At 61.6% G+C, this 26223-nt stretch carries 24 protein-coding genes; 19 read left to right on the top strand and 5 right to left on the bottom strand.

The features are described 5' to 3' along the window. Positions 1-3 precede the first annotated feature (3 nt). Both KBY67_RS03135 and KBY67_RS03130 read left to right on the top strand, forming a co-directional pair. Entirely contained in the window at positions 4-975 is a 972-nt protein-coding gene (locus tag KBY67_RS03135; protein ID WP_255108628.1) for an integron integrase, read from the top strand. Positions 976-1455: 480 nt separating this feature from the next. Further along, positions 1456-1761: a hypothetical protein gene (locus KBY67_RS03130; protein ID WP_255108627.1), complete on the top strand. Its 306-nt coding sequence runs from the start codon at positions 1456-1458 to the stop codon at positions 1759-1761. Between the two features lie 1384 nt (positions 1762-3145). Here KBY67_RS03130 and KBY67_RS03125 read toward each other — a convergent pair. Further along, positions 3146-4189, bottom strand: a complete 1044-nt coding sequence (locus KBY67_RS03125) for a hypothetical protein (protein ID WP_255108626.1) — start codon at positions 4187-4189, stop codon at positions 3146-3148. 4 nt (positions 4190-4193) lie between these two features. After that, a complete protein-coding gene (locus tag KBY67_RS03120) occupies positions 4194-4718 on the bottom strand; it encodes a J domain-containing protein (protein ID WP_255108682.1) in 525 nt (174 codons plus the stop codon). Positions 4719-4834: 116 nt separating this feature from the next. On the opposite strand from KBY67_RS03120, the gene KBY67_RS03115 reads away from it, so the two are divergent. The 12 genes from KBY67_RS03115 to modB all read left to right on the top strand — a co-directional run bounded on the left by KBY67_RS03115 (position 4835) and on the right by modB (position 16374). Continuing rightward, positions 4835-5008: a rhodanese-like domain-containing protein gene (locus tag KBY67_RS03115; RefSeq protein ID WP_255108625.1), complete on the top strand. Its 174-nt coding sequence runs from the start codon at positions 4835-4837 to the stop codon at positions 5006-5008. Between the two features lie 395 nt (positions 5009-5403). Continuing rightward, positions 5404-6174, top strand: coding sequence for a hypothetical protein (locus KBY67_RS03110; protein ID WP_255108624.1), 771 nt, complete (start codon positions 5404-5406; stop codon positions 6172-6174). A 743-nt stretch (positions 6175-6917) separates the two neighbouring features. Beyond that, entirely contained in the window at positions 6918-7547 is a 630-nt protein-coding gene (locus KBY67_RS03105; RefSeq protein WP_255108623.1) for a class I SAM-dependent methyltransferase, read from the top strand. Positions 7548-7972: 425 nt separating this feature from the next. Further along, positions 7973-8533, top strand: coding sequence for a hypothetical protein (locus KBY67_RS03100; RefSeq protein ID WP_255108622.1), 561 nt, complete (start codon positions 7973-7975; stop codon positions 8531-8533). 360 nt (positions 8534-8893) lie between these two features. Beyond that, a complete protein-coding gene (locus KBY67_RS03095) occupies positions 8894-9952 on the top strand; it encodes an LPO_1073/Vpar_1526 family protein (RefSeq protein ID WP_255108621.1) in 1059 nt (352 codons plus the stop codon). Between the two features lie 500 nt (positions 9953-10452). Further along, the gene (locus KBY67_RS03085) at positions 10453-11625 is read left to right on the top strand and encodes an ABC transporter substrate-binding protein (RefSeq protein WP_255108620.1); all 1173 of its coding nucleotides are present in this window, start codon (positions 10453-10455) and stop codon (positions 11623-11625) included. Between the two features lie 182 nt (positions 11626-11807). Further along, a complete protein-coding gene (locus KBY67_RS03080) occupies positions 11808-12320 on the top strand; it encodes a rhodanese-like domain-containing protein (protein ID WP_255108618.1) in 513 nt (170 codons plus the stop codon). Between the two features lie 349 nt (positions 12321-12669). Continuing rightward, entirely contained in the window at positions 12670-12933 is a 264-nt protein-coding gene (locus KBY67_RS03075; RefSeq protein ID WP_261350534.1) for an AbrB/MazE/SpoVT family DNA-binding domain-containing protein, read from the top strand. Continuing rightward, positions 12933-13130, top strand: a complete 198-nt coding sequence (locus KBY67_RS03070; RefSeq protein WP_255108616.1) for a type II toxin-antitoxin system PemK/MazF family toxin — start codon at positions 12933-12935, stop codon at positions 13128-13130. Before KBY67_RS03075 ends, KBY67_RS03070 begins: the two co-directional genes overlap by 1 nt. 285 nt (positions 13131-13415) lie before the next feature. Beyond that, positions 13416-13739 carry a DUF1993 family protein gene (locus tag KBY67_RS03065; RefSeq protein WP_255108607.1) on the top strand — a complete coding sequence of 108 codons (324 nt, stop codon included), beginning with the start codon at positions 13416-13418 and terminating at the stop codon, positions 13737-13739. Positions 13740-13798: 59 nt separating this feature from the next. Further along, positions 13799-14539, top strand: a complete 741-nt coding sequence (modA, locus tag KBY67_RS03060) for a molybdate ABC transporter substrate-binding protein (RefSeq protein WP_255108605.1) — start codon at positions 13799-13801, stop codon at positions 14537-14539. After that, positions 14536-16374, top strand: a complete 1839-nt coding sequence (gene modB / locus KBY67_RS03055) for a molybdate ABC transporter permease subunit (RefSeq protein WP_255108603.1) — start codon at positions 14536-14538, stop codon at positions 16372-16374. Before modA ends, modB begins: the two co-directional genes overlap by 4 nt. Here the strand turns inward: modB and KBY67_RS03050 are convergent. Continuing rightward, positions 16364-17551 (bottom strand): FAD-binding oxidoreductase, encoded by a 1188-nt coding sequence (locus tag KBY67_RS03050; RefSeq protein WP_255108594.1) that lies wholly within the window; start codon positions 17549-17551, stop codon positions 16364-16366. The genes modB and KBY67_RS03050 overlap by 11 nt on opposite strands. A 14-nt stretch (positions 17552-17565) precedes the next feature. Between KBY67_RS03050 and KBY67_RS03045 the strand changes: the two genes are divergently transcribed. Beyond that, positions 17566-18972: a four-carbon acid sugar kinase family protein gene (locus tag KBY67_RS03045; protein ID WP_255108592.1), complete on the top strand. Its 1407-nt coding sequence runs from the start codon at positions 17566-17568 to the stop codon at positions 18970-18972. 4 nt (positions 18973-18976) lie between these two features. Here the strand turns inward: KBY67_RS03045 and KBY67_RS03040 are convergent, their stop codons facing one another. Both KBY67_RS03040 and KBY67_RS03035 read right to left on the bottom strand, forming a co-directional pair. Then, entirely contained in the window at positions 18977-20353 is a 1377-nt protein-coding gene (locus KBY67_RS03040; protein WP_255108590.1) for a (Fe-S)-binding protein, read from the bottom strand. 30 nt (positions 20354-20383) lie between these two features. Then, positions 20384-21829, bottom strand: a complete 1446-nt coding sequence (locus KBY67_RS03035; protein WP_255108588.1) for an NADP-dependent isocitrate dehydrogenase — start codon at positions 21827-21829, stop codon at positions 20384-20386. A gap of 156 nt (positions 21830-21985) precedes the next feature. Between KBY67_RS03035 and KBY67_RS03030 the strand changes: the two genes are divergently transcribed. From KBY67_RS03030 to KBY67_RS03015, 4 genes are all read left to right on the top strand, one after another. Further along, a complete protein-coding gene (locus KBY67_RS03030) occupies positions 21986-22438 on the top strand; it encodes a hypothetical protein (protein ID WP_255108586.1) in 453 nt (150 codons plus the stop codon). Positions 22439-22517: 79 nt separating this feature from the next. After that, positions 22518-23231 (top strand): heme oxygenase (biliverdin-producing), encoded by a 714-nt coding sequence (locus tag KBY67_RS03025; RefSeq protein ID WP_255108584.1) that lies wholly within the window; start codon positions 22518-22520, stop codon positions 23229-23231. A gap of 54 nt (positions 23232-23285) precedes the next feature. Then, positions 23286-24317: a glycosyltransferase gene (locus KBY67_RS03020; protein ID WP_255108582.1), complete on the top strand. Its 1032-nt coding sequence runs from the start codon at positions 23286-23288 to the stop codon at positions 24315-24317. Between the two features lie 96 nt (positions 24318-24413). Further along, positions 24414-26219: an ABC transporter ATP-binding protein gene (locus KBY67_RS03015; RefSeq protein WP_315855544.1), complete on the top strand. Its 1806-nt coding sequence runs from the start codon at positions 24414-24416 to the stop codon at positions 26217-26219. Positions 26220-26223 lie beyond the last annotated feature (4 nt).

Raw genomic sequence — 26223 nt, 5'->3', positions numbered from 1 at the left:
CGCATGGCTCAGGCTTCAGGCCCACGGCTGATGGATCGTTTCCGGGAGGAGATGCAGGTGAGGCATTACGCCCGGCGCACGATCACCAGCTATGCCCAGTGGGTGAAACGCTTCCTGCGCTTTCACGGCATGCGGCATCCGAGGGAGATGGGCGAAGAGGAGATCAATGCCTTCCTGTCTCATCTGGCTACGGAGGGTCAGGTGAGTGCTTCCACGCAGAACCAGGCGCTGTCGGCCTTGTTGTTTCTCTACAGGCAGGTGCTGGGCGGTGATGTCGGGAACCTGGAGGGGGTGGTTCGCGCCAGGCAGCGCAAGCGATTGCCGGTGGTGCTCACGGTGACTGAGGTGAAGGCGGTGCTGAGTCATCTCGAAGGTGTCGAGCAGCTCGTGGCTCAGCTGTTGTACGGCAGCGGCCTGCGGCTGATGGAAACCCTGCGGTTACGCGTCAAGGATGTGGACTGCCAAACCCGGCAGCTGACCGTCCGCAGCGGAAAGGGTGACAAGGACCGCGTCACCGTGCTTCCAGCCTGTCTGGTGCAGCCCATCCAGGCCCATCTGCTGGACGTCCAGGAGATACACCGGGCGGATCTGGCGGCCGGGTGGGGCCGTGTGATGTTGCCCATGGCGCTGGGACGCAAGTATCCGAACGCAGCTTCAGAGTGGGCCTGGCAATGGGTGTTTCCGCAGGCTCACCGCTGGCGTGACCAGAAGGATCGAACCGAAGGCAGGCACCACATCGACCCATCCCTGATCCAGAAGGCCGTGAAACGAGCCATGCTGAGCGCAGGAATCAGCAAGCAGGCCAGTTGTCACACATTTCGGCATTCGTTTGCCACCCACCTGCTGGAGCGTGGCCATGACATTCGAACCATTCAGGAGTTGCTTGGACACAGTGACGTGAAGACAACGATGATCTATACGCATGTGCTGAATCGAGGCCCCTGTGGGGTGATGAGCCCAGCAGACCTTTTGTAGCGAATCAAACATTTGGTTCTCGGACCCGCCTAAGTTCCCGTGAGGGATGGGGCAATGCCAGAAAAGGCCCTATGCTGGAACCGATTTCAGCCATCGGCTTGGGAGTCTACGGATTCTTATACGGCCACAGGGACTGGGCAGGGGGTGGATATCGGACCCGCCGAAATACTAGTTGGAAGGACCGCAAGCCCTGCGAATTATCGTTATGGTAATTACTATTAGCGGCTACCAAGCATGCCCCTAGACAAGTATTTGCCTTCTCTTCTGGCATTGGGTGTAGCAGTTGTCACAGGCTTTTTCACTGTTCTCAGCGCTTACCTTGCGAATCGCGCTTCAACCAGGCAACTTTCACTAAAGCTTAGGCATGAAAGCGACAAAGATCGACTAGAAGCACGTAGAGAGCGCCTAGAAGAGCTTTACTCTCTAGTAATGGCGTGGTCAAAGCAAGCAACTTCATTCTATTTCCCATTCCTGTCTGTCATGAAAGGCGACCTCACCTACAACGAAGCGCTTGATTTGGCAATTGACACAAAGAATGCTATCAACGTAGATAGGCTTTTTACTTTGGCTGAGCTATATTTCGATAGCGGACACGCGAGGCTTGACGAAATCCGGCAGATCCTAGAGAAAGTCAGCTCTGTTAACGAGGAGTTCAAGAGGCTCTACAAGTCTGGCCAAACTTCCAGCAAGGAGCATCTAAGGAAAATGTCAGCAGAGCTAATAAGCCTAGATGGCGCTATTGATTCCTACAAGAAAGCTTTACGAAGTTACGCGTCTGAACTGTGAGGAATTAAGATCAGGTGGCAATAGAACAATTGAAGGAGGTGGGGGATATGACTCCCCCCAGGCGCACCTCCTGGGCCAAAGACTCAACTGCAAATAGATCTGAGCGTAGGCGCCCCCTACGGGGACCTCCACGTGCGCTGTCCTCCGCCCTGTTCTGATTGAGATGCAAAACCGCAGTTAATGCGGTAATTGTTACCACAATCATGATCGCATGCGTGAAATTAGCCATAATCATCTCCTTGAAGTTTTGGACTGTCTTGGGAATGAAGATCGCCCACGCTAACGGATCTATTTTGACAGTAAAGCTTAACTTTGACCCAAGCTTTAATGAAGGACAGCTCAACCATAGCAGACTTGAGAGTATGGTTCAACAGATGAGTGAATTCTTGATTGGCGCCAAGCCTTCCAACATCCAGATTCAGAAGACGGGTGCGATAACTCCTTGCCACCCCGGCGGGCCCATGCCCGCTTCTGATCTGGAGCGTTAGACGCATCATCTCTCTCAACCGAAACAGGCTAAATTCTCTTCGGCCCAAATCTAATTACTCTTGTGTCACCCTTAAATGAGTACGCTTGATCCGCTCTCGTCGTTAAGAACAGAACTTGCAAGAGTCGAGCATTCAAGGTTGTTCGATGGCAAAGAATATCCTGATGCTCTTACTGTCTTTCCATGGCCCTTAACTGGACGTGGATTTTTCCCTGGTGGTGATGGATTATGGCGGGACCCCACACACTCAGGAATAACAGGCCCAGCTACTACCCCATTTCCAGAAAATGGAGTTATGTTTGTAGGCCAAGATTTTGGAACGGTTGACAAGTATCCACCACAGTCGCGCCCATGGGAGCAAGATAATGTCGCGACTTGGAAATTTCTAGTTAAACGAATCATGGCCTCGGGCCTGCCAGGAAGCGAATGCTTCTTTACAAATGCATTGCTCGGCCTACGCAAGAAAGGTTCAACCATTGGCCAGAACGAATGTGTGTCGATACCTTTATACGCAGAGATCTGCCGCAAATATCTGGCTTACCAGATTCAAGTTCAAAATCCTAGGATGATAGTTCTCTTCGCAAGTGTCAACAAGAGTATTTACTCATCAGTAATCTCAAGATCATATACTCTAGACTCCCTCAATAAAGTCAGCACTATCAATTGCTTGGGGCGCGAGCGGATCGTCTTCGTCACCCAACATCCAAGTTCCGATCATGGGGTGATAAGCAGGTCTCCGTCTAACTACAAGACTCGCTGCAATGTGCTTTCTGAAGGGTGGCAGCGCGCTAGCCGTTTAGCATGACTCTTCCGAGCGTCTAACATCAAGATCCAGCGGGCGGGGCCATGCACGTCTATTGTTTGCCTTCAACTAGTGGCCGCCGCTGATCTTGAGCGTTAGCTCCGGTGATACCTCACCTTCTGCCCCTCCCGCTCACTCTGGAACCGCTGCAGCCGATGGGTCAACGCCCGTAGCCTCTTCATATCGCGTGAGTTCACAGGATCGAACAAATCCCCGCGTGCGGTTTCTACGAAAACCAGCACATCCTTGGGGGTGCAGGGTCCACTCTTCCAGCCATGGAACTCCCGGTGCAGATCGGGCACGATCACCAGGATGTTCTCCGGCAGGTCCGCCAGGTCCGGGCGGCTGCGGCGGTCGAACAGATGGTGCCCGTCCAGGTCGATCTTCTTGTGCACCGCCGCCTTCTTGCCGGTGATCTCGCAGCGATGGCCGGCGGCCGACTTGGCGCGCTTGATCGCCCGGTCTACTCCTTCGGTGAGGTAGCGGATCTCGGAGTTGAAGCAGGCTTCCACCACATCGCCCACGGCTTCGATCCAGGCCTGGCGTGTCTTGGTGATACGGCTGTTCACCCGCATGTCCCGGGCCACCCTGGCGATGCCCCGCTGGCTGATCAACACCTGCCGCTCCTCGCTCTCCAGGAAGTCCTTGTTGAGCTCCAGGGCTTCTTCTCCTTCTTCGGTGCCGGCGGTGCGCAGCCGGTTCCAGGAGTTGTTCAGACCCAGGTAGTTGGTCTGCAGGATGCCCACCGTGGTTTTGCGGCTCACGAAGGCCAGATCGCCCCGGATCTCCAGGGTGCCGCCGGCCTCGATGAACTCCTGGGTGATCCGCCTTGACACCAGCAGCTGCTTGCGCTTCTGCTTAACGTTGAACAGCCGCTCGCGGATCTTGCCAAGCAAGCCCGTTTTCTCGGTGGCTTCGATGTAGCGGGCCAAGGCCTCCACGCCCTCCTCACTGAAGCGCCGGGGTCGTCGCCCATTGGCACCGGCCACCGCTGGGCCGGTGTACTCGAAGTGCTCGCCCTCCACCAGCTCCCATTCGTCGTCGGATTTGGCATCGAACGCGTCGACGATGTTGTAAAGGCTGTCGATCCGTTTGCCGAGAATCCTGGCCGTTTCCTGGGCTGTCAGAAGGTCGCGCATCGTCTCAGGGCAGCAGGGCAAGGATCGAGTCCTTCATCGTCGTCAGGCGTTCCGCCACGCGAGGATCGCCGCCATGGTCGGGGTGGTGCTGCTGGATCAGCCGCCGGAACGCCTCGCGCACCTCATCGGCGGTGGCAGTCTTCGGGTCAAGGCCGAACACCACCCAGGGCCGGAAGTGCTGCAGCATGTCGATGCCGTTGATCACGGTGGGTCCGTCCTCCAGGTTCCGCTCGTTCGCCGGAATGCCGATGAAGCGCCGATAGAGCACCAGCCAGTCGTCTTTGGTTTTCAGGGCCACCTCTTCCCCCGTCATCGAGAGCTGAAAGTTCTTGTCCTTGCGCAGCTGGGCGACGGTCTTGCAGTGGAAGTGGGCCAGCACCTTGTTCTTGAGCTCGGTGGCAGTGGGGGGCTTGGGCTTCGGTGGTGGCGGATCTTTGAATGCGCTCCCGTTGACCGTCTGCGCGAAGTCCATCAGATCGGCTTCGCCCAACTCCGGCTTGCCCAAGAGCGCCTGGATCAACGCCCTCACCTCAGCCAGCGTCAGCTTCTTGCTTCGGGCGGCCACAGGCCAGTGCTGGTAAGGAGTTTCATGCTGGCTAGCCGCGTCCGGCGTTGCCTGGGGACTTAGGAAACTGTCTTTTTTCGTTGGCCCGGCCCACAGTGGTGCTCTGCCACTCCGGCAGCCGCTCAGCTCTGGCCAAGCAACAGCTGCAGGTGAACAGGCTCACGCGGGCGGCCAACCTGCGCGGCGGCATCCGGTCCTGGAAGGCTCAGGGCCTGCCGGTGGAGCACCCCGCAGCCACTCCCAAGGGGCCATGACCCTGCGGCGGCGCTGAAGCTCGTGACGGACTGCTTCGGCGATGAAGCGGCTGCGGTTGCGCTCGATCCGGTCAGATCCCGGCCACCAGCTCGGCCGGATACCGCGATCAATCCAAAGTGATCGACGGGTCGGCGAGCCAGGACTTCAACCCTTCGGCTGGCGAATCACCCTGGGCTGACTACCTGTGCTGCCAGGCCTTGTGTATCGTTAGGAACAGGTGGTTATCGAACCCGCGAACCACTCCTGCACTGGGTCGATCATGCACGTGAAGCACTGCGCCACAGTGCTCCCGAGATCTCCGAGATCGTCGTCGTGTGGTTATCGGAAGTGGCTGCCCAAGTTGGCCTGGTTCACGGAACCGTCAAATGTCTAATGGCTCTACTAGGAGGTTTACTTGCAATCCCGCTTCTTAGCTGATCCCGAGCCGTTCCTTGGCACGCTCGCGAGACTTTTTGCCGCTGATGCTGCCGCAAGGGAAGTGGCGGTCCTGACCTATGCAGCTCCAGAGGTCGTAGAGACTGAATACGACAGCTGGAATGGCGGAACTACTTACCACTCCTTATTCTTGCATGTCCCAGTCAGCCTTTATCCTCAGCTTCAAGAGGGTCTTGGCAACATCGAGCAAGCAATCTTAGACAAAACACAGATTCTGCTGGAACAATACACCAATGATCGCCTAACGCAAGTAAAAGTTGTTCCAGCTGTGGTCGAAGATCCACAGTGGAGAGAGAAGGCCGCAGCCTGGCTGAGCGGAAGCAAGGTTTCAAATCAAGGACGCGTCAGATCTGACAACGTGGCACCCCTGTCTTGCGATGGGCTGTTGTTTCGTTCTCAGCCTGAAATTCATTTCTATCGTGCTCTCAAGTCTCTGGGCGTATCTTTTGCCCCACTGCCTGTATTCGTTCGTGGAGGGCAGAACTATAGTCGGATAGAACCAGATTTCGTTATTGTTCATAATGGGTTGCTGATGATTGTTGAGGTAGATGGCGACACAGTGCATCAAGAGACCCCGGCCGAGGCCCATAAGCGAACCACAATATTGCTCCACGAAGGCGCACATTTTGAACGAATTCTGGCAAGCGAGTGCGACACTCCATTTAAGGCCAAAGCTGCTGCAGAGCGCCTCATCGCCTTGGCGGACAAAATCAAAAGCGCTTCGCGGTGAGAGCTAACAACGCCATCCACCAGCGCCGCCCCCCGCAAGATCATCAATGATCGCTGTATTATTCTGCGGCCTGGTGATGGCGAGCGTTGGGCAGCAATTGAACTATTATTCATCTGAAACCTACGGAGGAAACCGTGAGCGAACGAAAACATATAAGCCCGAATGGAGAAACACGGTTTGAGGTTCGCGTTGAACTCTCGCATGTAGATCTCGCAGCATTCCGACGCGATTACGCTGGAGTTACTATTTTCCGGGAGGTTCGTCAGCGGGTGGCGTTCAATCTATTTGACCCCTCTACTTGGACAGGGCAGAGATTCGTTCGTAGTGGGAATCCGGGCGCTATTGTAGTCAATTTTGCTTTCTTGGACGGGGCAGGTAACGACATTGGAGCACGGCTTAACCTGCAAAGCACCGACCGTCCAGGCCATTTCGGGCGATTTTCGTTGTTCGTTTGGGGTGGGGTAGGGCGACAGCCAGATATCCTCGGGAACGATGCGCGTAGCGTACGCACAGTTCGCCTTGAGTACTCATTGCCGTGGGATGCCAATCCTCGCACGCTAACTCAGAGCTAACACGAAAAACCAGGTGATCAAGTGCCCAACAAGGCGCTCCAGCCGCGTCCTTGACGCCCTTCGGGCGCCAAGGACGCGGCTGAGCTTGGGCGTTAGCCATTCATCAAAGAACCTATGTTCACGCTAGATCAAGTCGTTCCTTGGGGTCGCTCATATGAGGAATACACTTCCATGTTCTCACTCACCGGTGCTGACATGGTGGGCCGAATCCTGGGTTGTGGGGATGGACCAGCAAGCTTCAATGCCGAAGCCACCAGAAGAGGCAACAAGGTAGTTTCATGCGATCCAATCTATACATTCAGCAGTTCCGATATCAAAGCTCGTATTGCCGCGACCTATGAGCAAGTGATTGAACAGGCTAGGCAGAACCAGAATGAGTTCGTTTGGGAAGCCATCACATCGGTCGAGGAGCTCGGTCAGATTCGCATGGCCGCTATGGAAGCGTTCTTGGATGACTATCCAGCCGGCATGATTGAGGGTCGTTACTTGAACTTGCAATTGCCATCTCTGCCATTCCCTGACGGCGATTTCGACTTGGCCCTCTGCTCACATCTTCTTTTCTTGTATAGCCGCCAGCTGGACGAGGCGTTTCACCATTTTTCGCTGTTGGAGCTATGCCGAGTCGCCAAAGAAGTCAGGGTGTTTCCACTTTTTGCATTGGGTGGTGCGATTTCGCCTCATCTTGATGGGAGCGTCGAGATGCTGCGTGCAGCGGGACATCAAGTGTCGATTCATCGGGTGAACTACGAGTTCCAGAGAGGCGCATGCGAAATGCTGCGGATTCAACGCGCTGATGGCTAACATCAAGATTCAGCGGATGGGTCCAAAGGTGCTTTGTAAGCGCACAGGGCTACTCCCCGCCGCTGATCTTGAGAGTTAGGCACATCGAAAGCAGCAGCCCATGAGAGCCCTCCCATCAATGGAATACATGCAGAGCAATCATGTAGCCAGATCCGGCGCAACCTCTTGCATTAAGCACACGTTGCGAACTGACCGCATATATGCTAATATGTCAAAAATTTAAACCATCATGTCCACACGTGACAAGCAGCAGCACACTTTTACTTTGAGCTTTGTCGAGAACGTTAGTAAAAACCTTTCTCAAAAGCGCGATTCTCTTAGGAAAGCGCGAAAACGGACAGCAGCCATCCAAGCGCTGATGGTTATCAAGAAAAGCGATGGTGATATAAAGAGAGACTTGCAGGACGCATTTGTTAAGGTGACTCATGGGGCCGGCTAGCGATGACCACTCAGGCGAGAGACAGCCATACAATTTTATCTATGAAAAGCTTGTCTCCGCTCCCGATGATATCGTCGGAATGATAGCTTACTCGCTATACAAGAAAGAAAAAGTAGAATACATTAGAAACTTTACAAAGCAGTATGGCAGAGCTCCTGAAGACCAAGATCTTCAGTCATTTCACGTTTCTTCTAATACTCAAGCTAGGCTCAGTGGCTACGGGGTTCAGGCCAAAGAGATTGCCAGAGAATTCTTGGAGATAGCACTCGAAGAAAAGGTTGAAGAAATTGAGTCTCGGCTGCTTGCTGATTATCAATTAACTCAGATTGGCTCAGACTTGCGTCAGCTGCGAAATTTTTGGCCAGCCGTAATCCAAGGGCTTGTCTCTTCCTGGCTATTTGCGGGGTCTATCGGACTCATTGTGTTGCTATCCGCGCTTGCCAGGCTAGGCCCAAAGGATGTCTTTATCGAAGTTGGAAGACTATTTAATCTCGAGATACGAGACAACAAGCCTGCTACTAGCATCAAAGGACAGTCCGGCAAGTAGCGCAATCTTCAGGCCTGAGTGCCTAACAGGCCCTTCGAGTGGGCAGGATGCAACTCGTCAGAGATTCCGCTTAAGAGTATTCGCCTGCCACTCAAGGGCAGCGTTATGCTTCTTGAAGGGACATCATGCGCTACTTGAAACTGGTTGCTTGGCTAGGCCTAGGGTTGGCCGTGGCATGGGTGATATACAAGCCTGGCTTCGACTCCGGCACAGCTTTAGTGGCAGCGATACTCGCACTCAGCGGTCTACATCTCGCAGGAAAGAAACATGTGGAAAAAGTTGATTCCTCGCAGACGCAATCAGTCTCCGGCAACGGAATCGGCATCCAAGCTGGACGTGACGTCACAATCGGAGAACCGAGTGGACCAAAGAGCGACTGATCAAAACCAGACCGCACAGCAGAATGGGACCGCAATTCAAGCTGGTAGAGATGTAGTGGTCTATGGCGGTATGTCGTACAGCGACGTCAAGGATGCGGCGCTAGGTGTCTTTGAAGCGAACTTCTACAGACTATCCAGTCTCGCGAGGCAAACAGCTGAACAGCGCGCAGAAGAGGTTACAGAGAAGCTCCTCGAACGCTTGCTGCGAGAGCATCCAGAGGGATTTGCGCAAGCTAATGATCCTGGATTTCAACACGCTCTTTTTACGGTGCAAAGAGATCATGCACGTACAGGAGATGACAATCTAGGAGACTTGCTCGTCGATCTTTTAGTGGATCGCACTCGCCATCCACAGCGCGACATCATGCAGATCGTTCTGGATGAGTCGCTTAACACCGCCCCCAAGCTTACCGAAGGCCAGTTGGCGGTACTCTCTGTTGTCTTTCTTTTCAAGTACACGCAGAACCAAGGCATCGGCAACCATCAAATGCTCGCGACCCACTTGGATCGCGTCCTACAGCCTTTTGCAGCAAAGGTGCAAAAGAACCATGCATGGTACCAACATCTTGAGTTTACAGGGTGTGGAGCTGCCGGCCTCGGAGAAATAAGTCTCGAATCCATTCTTGGCGCGACTTATCAAGGACTTTTTTTGAAGGGTTTTGATCCATCCGAAGTTTCCGGGCGAGGGATCACGGTCGGCTTAGAGCCGCGCCTATTCATGAGCTGTCTGAACGACCCCTCGAAAATCCAGGTTCGGACGAACAGTCATGAGACTCTTGAAACACTCTTCGATCAAGTCGCAGTCCTTGCAGAGGACCGCCAAAAGATAAAAGGACTATTTGACGAAACCAAGATGTCCGAATCTGAAATTCGGGCCAAGTGTGTTGAGTATTGCCCCTATATGGCACACTTGTTCGAAGTATGGTCTGATTCCCCCATGAAGAACTTCACACTGACGAGTGTTGGAATTGCAATTGGACATGCCAACATCAAGAAGATTGCTGGCGAGTTCGCGGACCTGGCGATATGGATCAATTGAGGCATAACATCCAGATACAGAAGACGGGAGCCTAGGCTGGGTTCGATGCCGAGGTCTCTGCCCGCTTCTGATCTGGAGCGTTCGAAGGATTGCGCCTCCGCTTTGAGGCTGCGGAGCCGAGCTCTTGCCTCCCCGTAGCCAGGGGGCTTCACTGACAGAGTGGTTGCAGTCCGCCGTACAGAGGAATTAGTGCGCTGGCTCAGGGGTCTTCGGGATCTCAGGGCCAAGTCCTTGGTTCAAGCCAGGGTTGAGCGCCTCATCTGCAGCAGTCCAGGGGATGTCCGGCCCGTCGGGGGTGGAGCCTCAGAACTGCGGATCAACTATGGCCCTGGTTACCAGCGGCCCTGGGCGACCACCAGTTCAGGATTTCTGTTCGCCGCTGGTGTGCAGGCCGTGGCATGGGCACTTGGCTGTGTGAACCTTGTTGCGATCGAAAGGCCATGCCAGGTCGTCCGTTCCTATAGAGGAGAGAGGCATCCCCAATAAGCAGAGCGATCACCATGACGACGAGCGAAGCGAAGGACCGGAAGGCCACCACAGTCCCATTGAACTGGGAAGAGGTCTGGTATACCAACTGTCCCATGGTGTCGGCGAACAACGTCGACCAGGAGCTGGGCTGGTGTCGTGAAGAGTTCAAGAAGATCGGCGTCGAGTACGACTACTTCCGTCATTCACCCTTGAACAACTGGTACCCGCACTATGTTCACAACCTCGACAACCTGATCCGCTTTGGCGGCCTTTATCCCCCGATCGCCGTCAACGCCGACATCCGACGCACCGTGCTTCTGGGGGCGACGTGGGTTTGCGAAGGCGGGGTGATGCAGGTCCGCGCCCGCGACAAGATCTTCAAGATTCAGGATCTGAAAGGCAAGAAGATTGGCCTCACCAAGAGCCTTAACACCATCAAGAACGACTGGTGGAGGATTCAGGAGCACATGGGCATCGAGAATATGCTAATGCTGCACGACATGACGATGGACGATGTGGAGATCGTCGAATTCCCGTATGCAGACGACTGGTATGACGACCCAAAGATGCTTGCTCCGATTAACAACCCGTCTGAAACTTGGCTCCGACGTGACCACAAGCACGACTATGCCTTCCGACCATTAGAAAAAGCACTCATTGCAGGTACTGTCGATGCCATCTACAACCAGATGGGGCAAATGGGACAGCTCTCGGAGGCTACGGCTCAGATCAAGTCCATCTTTGACCTGTCCAAGCTTCCGGACTGGACGATCCAGGTGGCCAACACCCCTGCTGTTATCACCTGTACGGATGTGATGGCTAATGAGCACCCTGAGTTGGTGATCGCCTACATGAAAGCCATGATCAAGGTCGGACGCTGGGCCAACGAGCATAAGCACGCCGCGGCGGTGATCCTCAACCGGCAAACCTTCTATCTGGATGCCGAGCATACCTATGAGGGTATCAAGCACGTGGACATGGTGCCAAGCCTGTGTGCGCAGAACATGGAATGTATCCGGATCGGCAAAGACTTCATGCTCAGCCATGGCTACATCCAGAACGACTTCGATGTGGCCGAGTGGGCGCGGCCGGAGTTTCTGGAAAGGGCGGCGATGGACGTGCTCACAGAGGAATGGGAGAAGAGAAGCTGGAGCAAGCTCCCTGGAGGAGGGGGGCTCGATGTTTCATGCACGCGTCTCGGATAGTTCGTCTATCCCACCGGTTTCCCACAACATAGAGCACGTAAATAAACTTGAGATTCACTGGGCCTGTCTTGACAGGTTCGAATACAACAATCTCGATTGTCTTTTGCACGACGCTTCTCATGTTTAGTGGTATTGCCTCACTTGGTGGTGAATCCAAGGCTGAGGGATTTGATCCCTCGGTCTTGACCACCCAGCCACCCAAAAAGAAACAGACCACCCTCGGCCTCTATGTGACCGCCGCACAGGCCTACGACATGTGGAAGGCAGCACCAGAACGGGTCAAGGTGATTGACGTGCGGACTCCTGAGGAATACGCCTTTGTCGGCCACCCTGAGATGGCCTTGAATGTTCCCTATGCGTTTGTGACGTACCAAAGGAAAAATGGAAGGACAACGTACGGCCCGAAGCTCAATCCAGTCTTTGTTGCCGAAGTCGAAAGGATTGCCAAGCCGACTGATACTATTTTTTTGACTTGCCGCTCGGGTGAACGTGCTGCCAAGGCGATCAACCTTCTCGCTGATGCTGGCTTTAAAAATGTCTACAACATCATCGATGGCGTGGAAGGCGATAAGGTAACGGATCCAGAAAGTGTCTTCATCGGGAAGAGAATGAAGAACGGCTGGAAGAATTCGGCTCCATGGGTCTACGATATTGATCCAGAGAAAATCATCCTTGAAGAGGGTGATACTAAGTAGGCCTCCCAATAATGATTCATCTGGCATGGTAATCGGCTTACCACCGAACAACGATCAATCGTGCGAGGAGCGAGCCATATTTACAACCGGCGCTGAACGCGCCCTTCTTTGATCCTCGATAGATCTGGTCTTGTTACATTGTGAGATTAATTTTGCAAAAGCTGTTTTCATGGGAGTGTGACTATCTTGCTCTTGCAATCGTCACTTCGAACAGGCCCCTCGAGTGGACAGGCCGCCATCAACTCTCCGGCTCCGCCACCCCAAGCTCCCTGCCTGCCACTCAGGGGCAGCGTTAGACAGATGGCGGCGGAGTGCTTAGAGTCTTCCACGGCAAGATGGCGTATACTCTCTGTATAGCCGCAATTGGGCCGTACAAAAACGGATCCAAAAGTGGGGGAACAGCCTTGGGATGCGGATCCCGCGCTCGCTTGCCGAAGAGGTCGGAGTCGGCTCCGGTTCAGAAGTCCGTCTGAGTGTCCTTGAGGGTGAGTTGATCGTGAAGCCGGCGTTTCCTGCTCGGCTCAAGCTAGAAAATCTCCTCGTAGACATCACTCCTGAAAACCTTCATTCAGGAGTGGACACTGGAGAAGCAGTTGGCGTGGAGATCTTCTGATGCCAGCCGCTTATGTGTCCGATAGAGGAGACTTGGCATGGCTTCAGTTCACACCTCAGGCTGGAGGCGAGCAAGCGGGTAAACGGCCAGCCCTGATCATGTCACCAAAGACGTACAACAAGAAGGTTGGGTTGGCCCTTGTCTGCCCGGTAGCATCCCGGGTCAATGGTTATCCCTTTGAAGTTCGCCTGCCCTAGGGTCTTGAGGTTGGTGGTGTAGTTCTTCCCGATCAGCTCAACAGCCTGGACTGGCGAATACGAATAGCGAGGCTGATTGCTCATGCACCTGCACCAATTGTCCAGCAAGTGACGGCTAGAATTCTCCCCTTGTTGGAATCCGACAGTTAATGCCACTCTCTAGCATCAAGCCCCCTGGATATAGTCTTGACCCATGTTGCACAGGCGCCTGGTTCGATCCTGGTGCAACCGTCTTCAGCTTGTTTTAATGGTTGTCGAGCTGATTGATCTCAACAAGGGGCTCCCGTGATATCCCATAACACCGACGACATTCTCCGCATCTTCCAGACGCGGCTGATCACGCTGGAGCGGATCCTAATCCTGGGTGAAAGGGCCCTCCCCGATAGGGACGCGGCCCTGCTGGAACGGTTGGCACCCGACATGCTTCCCCTCGGTACCCAGATCGCCTTCACCTGCAATCAGCCCCGGGGATTTGCCCAGTGGTGTGCTGGCCAGCCTTCAACCAACCTGGATCCCGAGGTCACAACCATGGCTGGGGCTCGCTCCTGCATCGAGGGCACCAGTGCGTTGCTGGCGGAGATCGAGTGCGACGATTCCCGGCTGGGCTGATCGAGATGGCGCCTCGTTGGCGGTGGTTGAGTGCGACGCTGCTGGCTGGGCTGGGTTGGTTGGCTTCCGCCTGCAGCGAGGCGCCCGCCCCGAGGCCGTTGCTGGTGGCGGCTGCGGTGAGCCTGGCGGGTCCCCTCCAGGAAATCGCGGCGGTTGAAGCACGCAGCTTGCGCGCCGGCCCACCGCTGCAGTTTCACTTCGCCTCCTCGGGCGCCCTGCAGCAGCAGATCTTGCAGGGGGTGCCTGTGGATGTGTTCCTTTCGGCAGGCCAGCGTCAGATGGATGCGCTCCAGGGCGCCGGCCGGCTGCTGCCCGGCAGTCGCCGCGAGCTGTTCAGCAATGAGCTGGTGCTGGTGGTGCCCGCTCGCTCCAGCCGGCGGACCCTCAGCTTCGAGGGCCTGGAGGAGCCTGAGCTGCGCTCGATCGCCATCGGTGATTCATCGGTGCCGGTAGGTGATTACGCCCGCCAGGTGCTCAGCGCCCTGGGTCTCAGCGCTGCGGTGGCCCCTCGGCTGGTGCCGCTTGGCTCCGCCCGGGCCGTGGCCCATGCGGTGGCCCAGGGTCATGTGCAGGCAGGCCTGGTGTACCGCAGCGATGCCCAGGCGGACGACGGCCTGCGCATCACCGCGGCGGCACCCGCCGGCAGCCATGCTCCGATTCGCTACGTGGGCGCTGTGCTCGCCTCCAGCGGCAACCCCGCCGCCGCCCAGGCCTACCTGCTCACCCTGGCGGAACCCCCCGCTCGTGAACGCTTCCGCCGCCATGGTTTCGGGGTCCCTGATCCCTCCCCCCAACCGTGAGCGCGGGCCTTCCCGATCTCTCCCCCCTCTGGCTCTCCCTGCGCAGTGCCGCCCTGGCGGTGCTGCTGGTGGTGCCCCTGGGGTTTCTCGCGGCCCGCCAGGTGAGCCGCTGGCAGGGTTCCCGCCGCGCCGGCGCCGACCTGCTGCTGCTCTCGCCCCTTGTGCTGCCGCCCACGGTGCTGGGCTTTCTGCTGCTGCAGCTGCTGGGGCGCTATGGCCCGGTGGGTTCTGGGCTGGCTCTCCTGGGACTGGAGATCGTCTTCAGCTGGCCGGCCACGGTGCTCAGCTCGGCGGTGGTGGCCTTTCCGCTGCTCTACCGCACCCTGCTGGCGGCTTTCGATCAGATGGATCCCTCGCTGGAGGCGGTGGCCCTCAGCCTCGGGGCGTCCCCCTGGAGGGTGCAGCGGGTGATCACGCTGCCGCTGCTGATGCCGGGCCTGCTGGCGGGGATCAGCCTCGCCTATGCCCGGGCCCTCGGTGAATTCGGCACCACCCTGATGCTGGCGGGCAACATCCCCGGCCGCACCCAGACCCTGCCCCTGGCGATCTACGCGGCGGTCGATGGCGGCGACCTTGCCCTGGCCTGGTTCTGGACCGTGCAGGTGCTGATCCTCAACGGCCTCTGCCTGCTGCTGGTGCAGGGCTTCCAAGGCCGGCGGCTCAGGCGGCCGCCGCGCGCCCTGGAGCTGGCGGAGCCCGCTGCTCCGGTGGCTGCAGGTGCTGGGGCTGCCGGCCCGATCCGGCGTCCGGCGCCGTTTCGGCTGGAGGTGGACCTGGAGCAGCAGCGACCCGGGTTCCAGCTGCAGTTGCGCTTCAGCAGCAGCTGCCCGCGCCTGGCGATCCTCGGGGCCTCAGGGGCGGGCAAGAGCCTGCTGCTGCGGGCTCTTGCCGGGCTGGAGCGTCCGGATCGGGGGCGCCTTCGCCTCAATGGCCGGCTGCTGTTCGAGAGCCAGAGCCGCCTCGATGCCCCCCTGCAGCGGCGACGCATCGCCATGGTGGTGCAGCATCATGCCCTCTTCCCGCACCTGAGCGTGGAGCAGAACGTGGCCTTCGGGCTCGCTGGGCTGGAGCGCCACCAACGCCAGACGCGGCTGCGAACCCAGCTGGAGGCCATGGGCCTGACGGCCCTCGCCGCTCGCTTCCCCCACCAGCTCTCTGGCGGCCAGCAGCAGCGGGTGGCCCTGGCCCGCGCCCTGGTGATCGAGCCTGATCTGCTGCTGCTCGATGAGCCCCTCTCCTCCCAGGACGCCTATCGGCGCCGTCAGTTGCAGCAGCAGATGATCGAGCAGCTGCAGCGCAGCGGCGTGCCCTTCCTGCTGGTCACCCACGACATCGATGAGGCCTACCGCATGGCCGATGACCTGCTGCTGCTCGATGGGGGTCGCCTGATCGCCCATGGGCCCCGCCAGCAGGTGTTCCAGCAGCCGGGATCACCGGCGGCGGCGCGCCTCACCGGTTGCAAGAACATCACCCGGGTGGAGCTGCGCAGCAGCGGTGATCTCTGGGCGCCAGCCTGGGGTGTGGCGCTGCGGCGCCAGCGGCCCTGGGAGAGCGGCACCACCCACGTGGGTCTGCGCGCCAATCATCTGGAGCTGCGCGCCGCCGCCGATCCGGCCGAGCCCGGTGAGCTCAATGCCTGGCCCTGCCGCGTGCTGGAGGTGAACGAGAGTGCCCTGAGCGTGTCGGTGTACGTGCTGGCGCTGGCGGCCCCAGGCCCCCCCATCAGCCCGCTGCAGGTGGAGATCAGTGCCCGCGCCTGGCGGCGCCTGGCTGAGGCGGGCACGCCCTTGACCCTCTCGATCCCCGAAACCTGCCTGATGCCCCTCAGGGCCTGAGCGGATCGCGCACTCCGGGCAGACGCCCGCGGGCCAGCTGCTGCTTCGGGTCGAACTGGGCCTTCACCGCCTCGATCATCGGCTTGGAGGGCACATCGTCCCAGGCCGGCACATGGCCCCCCGGCGGCTGCTGCAGCACGGTGAGCACCCCGCCCCGGGCCACGCAGCTCCGCCGCAGTTCCTCCACCCGGTAGGCGGGCAGCTCGGAGCCGGCCCAGCCATCACCGAGGCCGCTGCCGGCCCCCAGCACCACCGGCAGGTCCCGCAGCACCCGCTCCGCCAGCAGCGCACTGGTCTCGGAGGGAAGGGTGCCGAAGCGCAGCAGCCAGCCGCCCGGCTCAGGGTGGCCGAGGGCCACGGCCCTCAGGGCTTCCAGCCGTTCCGGATCCAGCGGCTGGCCCCGCAGCCCCAGCTGCTCTGCGCGGGTGCGGATCTCCAGGCATTGGGCGCGCAGGGCGGCATCACTGACGCTGGCCAGCCCCAGCAGCAGGGCGTGCTGCGGATCCGCACCGGCCTGGGTCGCCACCGCCGGGCTCCACCAGTCGATCAGTTCGGGGGTGAGGCTAGAGCTCAGCAGCCAGCGGCGCAGCTCATCAAGGGGGCCCAGCTCCCCCTGCAGCAGCAGGCCCCGCCGCTCCGGCGGCTGGGGGCTGGTGCGCAGGGTCACCTCCGTGATCAGGCCGAGGGAGCCCCAGCTGCCCGTGAACAGCCGCATCAAGTCGTAGCCGGCCACGTTCTTGACCACCTTGCCGCCGGCGCGGGCGGCCACCCCATCGGCCCGCAGCAGGCCGATGCCGATCAGCTGGTCGCGCACGCCCAGGTAGCGCTGGCGGAGCCCCCCGGCCATTCCCCGGGCCACCAGCCCCCCCACCGTGCCAGCCCCATGGCCTTCGGCATCGCTGCCCCAGGGCCAGTCGATCGTCAGCCACTGGTTCTGGCGGCGCAGGGTCTCCTGCAGGTCCCGCAGCGGGGTGCCCGCCTCCACCGTCACCGTGAAATCACCGACAGCGTGCTCCAGGATGCGGTTGAGCCGCTGGCAGCTCAGCACCGTGCTGGTGTCCTGCACCGGCGGCCCCCAGTGCAGGCGGCTGCCGCTGCCGGCGGGCAGCCAGGGCGTTCCCTCCGCGTGCAAGGCCTGCACGAGATCAGCCAGATCGTGGGGCTCGGGGGTGATCACGGCACGATGGTGCCATGGCCCCCAGGCCCTCCCCCGCCGCCGCCGGATTGAAGATCATCGTCCTGGATGACGACCCCACCGGATCCCAGTCGGTGCATGGCTGCCTGCTGCTGCTGCGCTGGGATCAGTCCACGCTCCAGCGGGCCCTGCTCGACCCCTCCCCCCTGCTGTTTCTGCTCAGTGACACCCGCTCGCTCGAGCCCCGGCAGGCCGCTGAACGGGTGGATGACATCTGCGGGGCCCTGCGGGAGGCCTTCTCTACGGCCGGCGCTGCGGATGGCGCTGCGACCCAAGGTGCCGACCCTGCTGAATCCGGCCCAGGCCCCTGGCTGCTGGTGAGCCGGGGTGATTCCACCCTGCGCGGCCATTTCCCCGTGGAGATCGATCGGATCGCGGCGGCACTCGGCCCATTTGGGGCCACCCTGCTGGTGCCGGCCTTCCTCGAGGGAGGGCGCACCACGGTGGAGGGGGTGCATCTGCTCCATGGCGAGCCAGTGCATCACTCGGCCTTCGCCGCCGATGCCCGCTTCGGCTACCCCACCAGCCACCTGCCCGCCTGGGTGGAGCACAAGAGTGGGGGTCAGCGCCGGGCCGAGGCAGTGCAGCGGATCACCCTGGTGGAGCTGGAGCCGGCCAGCCACCAGGCCCTGGTGGAGCGCCTCCTGGCCCTGGATGGCAACCCTGTGGTGGTGGTGGATGCCCAGCGGCCCGAGCAGCTCCAGGCCCTGGCTGAGGCGATCCGGGCGGTGCTGCCGCGGCGGCGGTTGCTGGTGCAGTCGGCGGCGAGCCTGCTCCAGGCCCTTGCCGCCCTGCCGCCCCAGCCGCTCTCGCCCGCTGAGCTGGCCCGCTGGCGCCGCAGTGCGGCCCCTGGAGCGGTGCTGGTGGGCTCCCATGTGCCCCTGAGCGATCAGCAGCTGCAGCCGCTGCTGGCTGAACCCGCCTGCGCCGCTGTGGAGCTGCCGGTGGAGCAAGTGCTGGCCACGATCCGGCGGGAGGGCGCGGATCAGGCGCTCGAGCTGCTGCGCCAGGAGTTGCAGGAGCGGCTGGAGCAGGCCTGGCGCTCGGGCCGCACACCGCTGCTGTTCACCAGCCGGGGGGAGCGGCCCTGCCGCAATGCCGGCGAACGCCAGCATCTATCACTCAGCCTGGCGGGGTTGATGGCCCGCCTGGCCGCCGGCCTGCCGCCGGAGCTGAGCTATCTGATCAGCAAGGGCGGCACCACCAGCCAGACCCTGCTGCGCGATGGTCTGGCCCTGGCCGCCGTACGGCTGGAAGGACAACTGCTGCCGGGCCTCTCGCTGCTGCGCCTGCCGGCCGAGCACCCGCGCTTTCCCCAGTTGCCCCTGCTGACCATGCCGGGCAACCTCGGTGACTCAGGCACCCTCCGCCAGGCCTGGCAGCTGATGGAGGCTGCCGGCTGAAGCCTCAGCTGCCGGTGGCGCTGCGCATCAGCAGCTCCACCGGATGGGCCACCGGGATCGGGCGAGCCGTGCTCTCCATGTGCTGTCGGATCTGCAGGCTGCAGCCGATGTTGGCGCTCACGGCTAGATCGGCGCCGGTGCCGCTGAGATCGGCGGCCTTGATTCGGCCCAGTTCGGCGGCTTCATCGGGCTGCACCAGGTTGTAGATGCCGGCGCTGCCGCAGCACACGCCCGCTTCGATCGCCTCCACGATCCGCACGTGTGGGATCTGCTGCAGCAGCTGCCGCGGCTGCAGGCTCAGCCCCTGGCCGTGGAGCATGTGGCAGGCATCGTGGTAGGCCAGGCGCAGCGGGCGATCGGCGCTGGCGGGGCTGCCATCACCATGGCGCAGGGGCTGGAGCCGCCCCACAAACTCCTCGCTCAAGCCCACCCGCTGCAGGAACTCCTGGATGTCGGCCACCTGGGTGGCGAAGGCGCTGCCCCGGGCGGCCCACTCCGGTTCCCCCGCCAGGATCTCATCGAGCTGCTTGAGGGTGTGACCGCAGCCGGAGGCCGCCACCAGCACCGCATCAAGGGGTTCGGGGCCCGCCGCCCGCCCCACGCCGATCACCGCCTCGAAGCTGCTGAGCAGATCTTTGGCCAGGGAGCGGGTCTGCTCCAGTTCCCCCTGGTGGTGGGTCATGGCGCCGCAGCAGTTCTGCTCGGGAGGGACCACCACCTCGATGCCGTTGGCGCAGAGCAGCTCGATCGCCGCCCTGTTCACCGCCGGATCAAACAGCCGCTGCACGCAGCCCGTCACCAGCCCTACGCGGTAGCGGCGGCGGCCCTGGGCCGGGATCAGTGCCGGTGCCGAGTCCCCGAAGGCTTCGGGTTGCAGCGCCGGTAGCAGCCGCTCCATGGCCTCCAGCTGGGGGCCCAGCAGGCGGGTGAAACCGCTGCGGCGGGCAAAGGCCTGCAGGGGGGTGCCCGCATAGAGGCGCAGGGGTTGCAGCAGGGCCCGCAGGCGCGCGGGGTAGGGCAGCAGCTGGAACAGCAGCGCCCGGAAACTGCGCTGCCAGGGACTGCGCAGCTCCGGAGCGTTCAGCTTCGGCCGGGTGGCGGCGATCAGCTCGTCGTAGCGCACCCCCGAGGGACAGGCCGACACGCAGGCCAGGCAGCCCAGGCAACTGTCGAAATGACCGGCCACGGTGGCATCGAGGGAAAGTTCACCTCGATCGATCGCCTTGAGCATGTGGATCCGCCCCCGGGGCGAATCCATCTCCGTGCCCAGCACCCGGTAGCTGGCGCAACTGGGCAGGCAGAAGCCGCAGTGGATGCAGGGGTCTGTGGTGAGTGCGCTGGCTGTGGGCAGGAAAGGATGGTCGGGCTGGGTGGCGGTCATCGCTGGGGGCCGGGGCGCTGGAGCCGGTGCTCAGGCATCGAAGCGACTGATAACCGCCTCGGCGAAGCCGGAGCAGCTCACAGGTTCAACCCGAGGGTCCATCAGTCTGGCGAGGTCGTAGGTGACTTGGCCGTTGACGATCGCGGCGCTGATGCCGTTGGTGATCAGATCGGCGGCTTCTTGCCACCCCATGAACTCGAGCATCATCACGCCCGAGAGGATCACCGAGCCGGGGTTGATGCGGTCGAGGCCGGCGTGCTTGGGGGCGGTGCCATGGGTGGCCTCGAAGATGGCGGCGTGATCACCGATGTTGGCCCCCGGCGCCATGCCCAGGCCGCCCACCACCGCGGCGGCGGCATCGGAGATGTAGTCGCCGTTGAGGTTGAGGGTGCAGAGCACCGAATACTCCTGGGGCCTGGTCTGGACCTGCTGGAAGATGCTGTCGGCGATGCGGTCGTCGACCAGCACCATCGATTTCCACTTGCCGTAGCCGTGGCTCTCGCCAATGGCCGCCAGCACCTCCTTCACTTCGGTGTCCACCGCCGCTTTTTTCTCGGGGGTGAGGCTGTCGTAGCCGGGCTCGATCAGGCGAGCGTTGTCCTCGACGCTGAGGCCATGGTTGCGGGCGAGGTTGTCGAGGATCCAGCTCTCGCGCTCGGTCACGCAGACCTCGCGGAACTCACTGGTGGCCAGCTCATAGCCCCAGTCGCGGAAGGCCCCTTCGGTGAACTTCATGATGTTGCCCTTGTGAACCAGGGTCACGTGGCGCTTGCTGCCCTCCAGGCCCAGGGCGTGCTGGATCGCCTTGCGCACATGGCGCTGGGTGCCGGCCTTACTCACCGGCTTGATGCCGATGCCGGAGCCCTCGGGGATGCGGCGGTTGCCGAGCTTGCCGTTGGCCGGGATCACCACGTCGTTGAGGTGGGCGATCAGCTCCACGCAGACCGGATCAGTGGCTTCCCACTCGATCCCCATGTAGATGTCTTCCGTGTTCTCCCTGTACACCACCACGTCCAGGTCCTGGGGCCGCTTGTGGGGGCTGGGGGTGCCGGCGTAGTAGCGGCAGGGGCGCACGCAGCAATACAGATCGAAGATCTGGCGCAGGGCCACGTTCAGCGAGCGGATACCGCCACCGATCGGGGTGGTGAGTGGTCCCTTGATCGCCACGCCGTACTGCTCAATGGCGGTCAGGGTGTCCTGGGGCAGGTACTGGTAGGTGCCGTAGAGCTCGCAGGCCTCGTCGCCGGCGAACACCTTGAACCATTCGATCCGGCGCTCGCCGCCGTAGGCCCTGGCCACCGCCGCATCCAGCACCCGCTGGGTGGCGGGCCAGATGTCCACCCCAGTGCCGTCGCCGCGGATGAAGGGAATGATCGGATCGTTCGGCACCACCGGCAGGCCGTTCTCGAAGCGGATGGGGCTGCCGGTGCTGGGCGGGGTCAGCTGGTCGTAGGTGGGAGCTGGGGTGGACGCCATCGGCGGCAGATCATGCGAGGTGAGTGCGGATGAGGCGGTGGGCCCATGCTCATCCGCCGACCATGGCTCGCAGCGGCCTGCGGCACGCTGCAGCATGGAATCGGTGCGGCGAGCCTAGGTTCAGTCCGATCCGCTGTTCTGCTCAGGGGAAACGCCATGAATGCGGCAGACCTGGCCCGCAGTCCGGAGATGGCCCAGGCCATCGCCTCAGCGGCCGGCCTGTTCCGGCGTCATTTCCCCGATGCCAGGGCCAATCTCACCCCCTGGCGCGACGACCCCGTCACCCGCCGTTTCGCTGAGGAGGAGTCGGTGGATCTGGCTTTCCATTTCCCGGGCTGGAGCCCGCGGCTGCAGTGCCGCAGCCTGCTGATGCAGTTGCGCCTCGCCGCCGCCCCCTTACCCGCACAGGGCCCGCCGCGGCTGCTGGGGGTGGTGCTCAGCGGCATGACCTTCCAGGGGGAGCAGTGGCGGCTGGCCACGGTGGGCGACTGGTGCCCCAGCGGCCCCAACCTGCCCCAGGCCGAGGTGGTGGAGAAGTTGCAGCAGGTGTGCCGCGAATTGTTCACCCTGCTGGCCCGCGACCCGGACCAGCAGGAGCGGGCCGCTTAAACCTTCGCAACCAACCTGCGGCCCTTGCCGCCCATCAGCCCTACGTTGATTGTTCCGTACAAACAGCACCCCGGCTGAGATGGCTGTCGACCTGGCGTCCCAACTGCGCGAAGGCACCAAGAAAGCACACACGATGGCCGAGAACACCGGCTTCGTGACCTGCTTCCTCAAGGGGGTGGTCGACAAGATCAGCTACCGCAAGCTGGTGGCCGACCTCTACTTCGTCTACAGCGCGATGGAGGAGGAGATCGGCAAGCTGAAGGGTCATCCCGTCGTCGGCCCGATCGCCAGCGACGCCCTCAACCGCCGCGCTGCCCTTGAGGCCGACCTGGCCTTCTACTTCGGCTCCGACTGGCGTCAGCAGGTGAGCCCTACCCCGGGCGCTGAGGCCTATGTGGCCCGCCTGCATCAGGTGGCCGCCGAATCCCCCGAGCTGCTGGTGGGTCACCACTACACCCGCTACATCGGTGATCTCTCCGGCGGGCAGATCCTCAAGAACATCGCCCAGAAGGCGATGAATCTGGGCGATCACGATGGACTGCGCTTCTACGAATTCGACTCCATCCCCGATGAGAAGGGATTCAAGGCGAACTACCGCATCAGCCTCGATCAGCTGCCGATCGATCAGGCCATGGCCGATCGCATCGTGGCCGAGGCCAACCATGCCTTCCACCTCAACATGGTGATGTTTCAGGAGCTGGAAGGAAACCTGGTGGCGGCCATCGGCAAGGTGCTCTTCGGCTTCCTCACCCGCCGCCAGCGCACCGGAAGCACCGAAGCCGTCGCCGCCTGAGCTCCGCCGCGGTCATGGCCTGAGCCAGAGTCGTTGGCGATCGAGCCGGCACCCGTGCGACCCCTCCGCTTTCTGGTGCCTGGCACCACCGGCCGCTTCCGCTGCGGCGGCCTGCAGGTGGAACTGCAGACGGCCCGCCTGACGGCGCAGCTGCGGCCCACCGAGGTGGTCACCTACCGCCAGCGGGAGCCCGACTACCCCTTCCTTCGCGATCTGCTGCGCCAGGAGCCGCTGCCGGGCTCTGCCCTCTGGGTCGTGAGCTGGGGCTTTGATGTGCCGAAACTGCTGGGCCAGCTCAAGGGCCGGGCGGTGGCCTATCACGCCCACAGCAGTGGCTACGGCTTCAATCTGCCGCCGGGCGTGCCCGTGCTGGCGGTGAGCCGCAACACCCTCGGCTACTGGGGGGATCGGGCCCCCCGCAACCCGCTGATGCTGGTGCCCAATGCCCTCGAGCCCCACTGGCTCGATCGCGATCTGGAGCGAGACATCGACGTGCTGGTGCAGGCCCGCAAGACCAGCACCTACGTGCTCAAGACCCTGGTGCCGTCGCTGCGGCGACGGGGCCTGCGGGTGGAGGTGCAGCGGGGCTGGGTCGATGATCTGGTGGAGCTGTTCAACCGCAGCCGTGTCGTCCTCTATGACTCCGCCGACTACTGGCGCGGCCGCGGGGTGAGCGAGGGTTTCGGCCTGCCGCCGCTGGAGGCGATGGCCTGTCGCTGCGTGGTGTTCAGCAGCCTCAACCATGCCCTGGCCGATTTTCTCGACCCCGGACGGCTGGGCCATCAGATCGGTTTCGGCACCCTGGAGGCCGACCTGGAGCGGATCAGTGCGGCGGCGGCGGATCCCCAGTCCTGGCGGGCCGAACCCCAGCGACTCACGGCCCTGCTGGAGAGCTGCGGCGAGCCCGAGCTGATAAGGCGCTGGGGCGAGGCGCTGGAGCTGATCGATCAGCACTGGGACCGTCTGCTGGGCCAGGGTCCGGGCGGCTCGCCAGGCACCGGTGAACCGCCCCTGCGCTCCCTGCCGCCCTGGCGTCTGCGCTGGCGGCAGCGGGTGGGGCGCTTGCAGGGCTGGCTGCCGAGCTGACCCCGGTCGGATTTGGTCACATACCGTCAAAGCTGAATAGGTACTGCGTCGCTGGGATCCAAGCCTCGATCGATGCCGCGCATGCGCAGCAGAACGGTGACCCAGCTGCGAAGCCTGCTGGCTTACCTTCCGCCGGAGCGGATGCGCGCCCTCAAGGTGCTGCTGCCGCTCTCGATCATCCCCGGCCTGATCGATCTGGCCACCGTGGCGATGGTGGGCCGGCTGATGGGGGCGCTGGTGGGCAGCAAGCTGCCGAACACCCTCCCCGGCGTCAAGGTCTTCGGCGGCAATCCGGTTGATCAGAGCCTCTGGCTGATCCTGCTGCTGATTGCCCTCTCCTGGGTGGGCTCCTTCTCCAAGGTGGGGCTGCAGTACTTCCAGCAGCGCCTCACCGCCAAGATCTGGATTGATCTCTGCAATCTGATCCACTCCAGGGTGCTGGCCCAGAGCTATGAGTTCCATCTCTCCAAGAGCACAGCCAAGCTCTCCACCCTGCTGCTGAGCCATATCAAGAAGACCTCCAATTCGGTGGTCAATCCGCTGCTGCGCATGGTGGGCAGCATCTTCTCGATCCTGCTGCTGTCCTTCGGGGTGCTGGTGGTGGGCCGCTGGCTGGCGGTGATCCTGATCTGTTCGCTGGTGGGGGCCTACCTCACCCTGTCGCTGCTGATCACCCCGTACCTGCGCCATGCCTCCAAGCAGAAGCTCCGGCTGGAGTCGCGCAGCGCCCACATCCTGATGGAGTCGCTGGGATCCATACGCGACATCCGCCTCACCGGCGCGGAGGGCTATTTCCGCGATGCCTTTGTCTCGACCGGGGAGAAGGCCAAGCAGTACTCCTGGGCCTCGGAGCTGCTGCCCACCCTGCCGCGGATGCTGATCGAGCCCTTCGGCATCACCCTGATCTTTGCGGTGGGGGCCGTGCCGGCCCTGCTCAGCGGTGATCGCGGCCGCATCACCGAGATCATCCCCTTTCTCTCCACCCTGGCGGTGGTGGCCCTGCGGCTCACCCCTCCGCTGCAGGACTTCTTCTCAGCCCTCACCCAGCTGCGCGGCGGTCTGCCGGTGATGGACAAGACCCTCGAATATCTCAACTTGCCCAGGGAACGGGCCACCCTGCAGACCCCCGGTGTGCCCAGCCCCGAGGGCATCTTCCCCACCCGGACCATCCGCCTGCGCGACGCCTGGTACAGCTATCCCGGCAGCCCGGAGCCCGTGCTCAAGGGGGTGAGCCTTTCGATCCCCGTGGGGTCCCGCATCGCCCTGGTGGGCTCCACCGGCAGCGGCAAGACCACCACAGCCCACCTGTTGCTGGGCCTGCTTCACCCCCACCCGGGCTGTCTTGAGCTCGACGGCATTCCTGTCAATGATCTGGACATCCCGGCCTGGCAGGCCAGCTGCGCCCAGGTGCCGCAGTTCATCAACCTGCTCGACGCCAGCATTCTCGAGAACGTGGCCTTTGGCCTCTCCGAGCTGACCGTCGACACCGATGAGGTCTGGGAGTCGCTGCACGCGGCCCAATTGGCGGATTTCGTCAGTGAGATGCCCTACGGGTTGCATACGCCGGTGGGTGAGAACGGTCTGCAGCTCTCCGGCGGCCAGCGGCAGCGCCTGGCCCTGGCGAGGGCCTTTTATCGCCGCGCCCGCTTCCTGCTGCTCGATGAGGCCACCAGTGCCCTCGACAACCGCACCGAGAACGAGGTGATCGAGGCCCTAGAGGTGGTGGGCCGGCGCTGCACCACCGTGGTCATCGCCCACAGGCTCAGCACCGTGATGCGTTGTGATCGCATCTATGAGTTCGAGGCTGGGAAGATCAAGGCCTCCGGTACCTTCGAGGAGCTGAAGCAGCGCTCGGACACCTTCCGGGATCTGGCCTCCCTGGAACGCAAGCTGGTCAGCTGACGCC

This window comes from Synechococcus sp. RedBA-s, assembly GCF_024345495.1.
In the GTDB taxonomy this organism is placed as follows: domain Bacteria; phylum Cyanobacteriota; class Cyanobacteriia; order PCC-6307; family Cyanobiaceae; genus Regnicoccus_A.
This window is presented reverse-complemented; position numbering and strand designations above follow the sequence as displayed.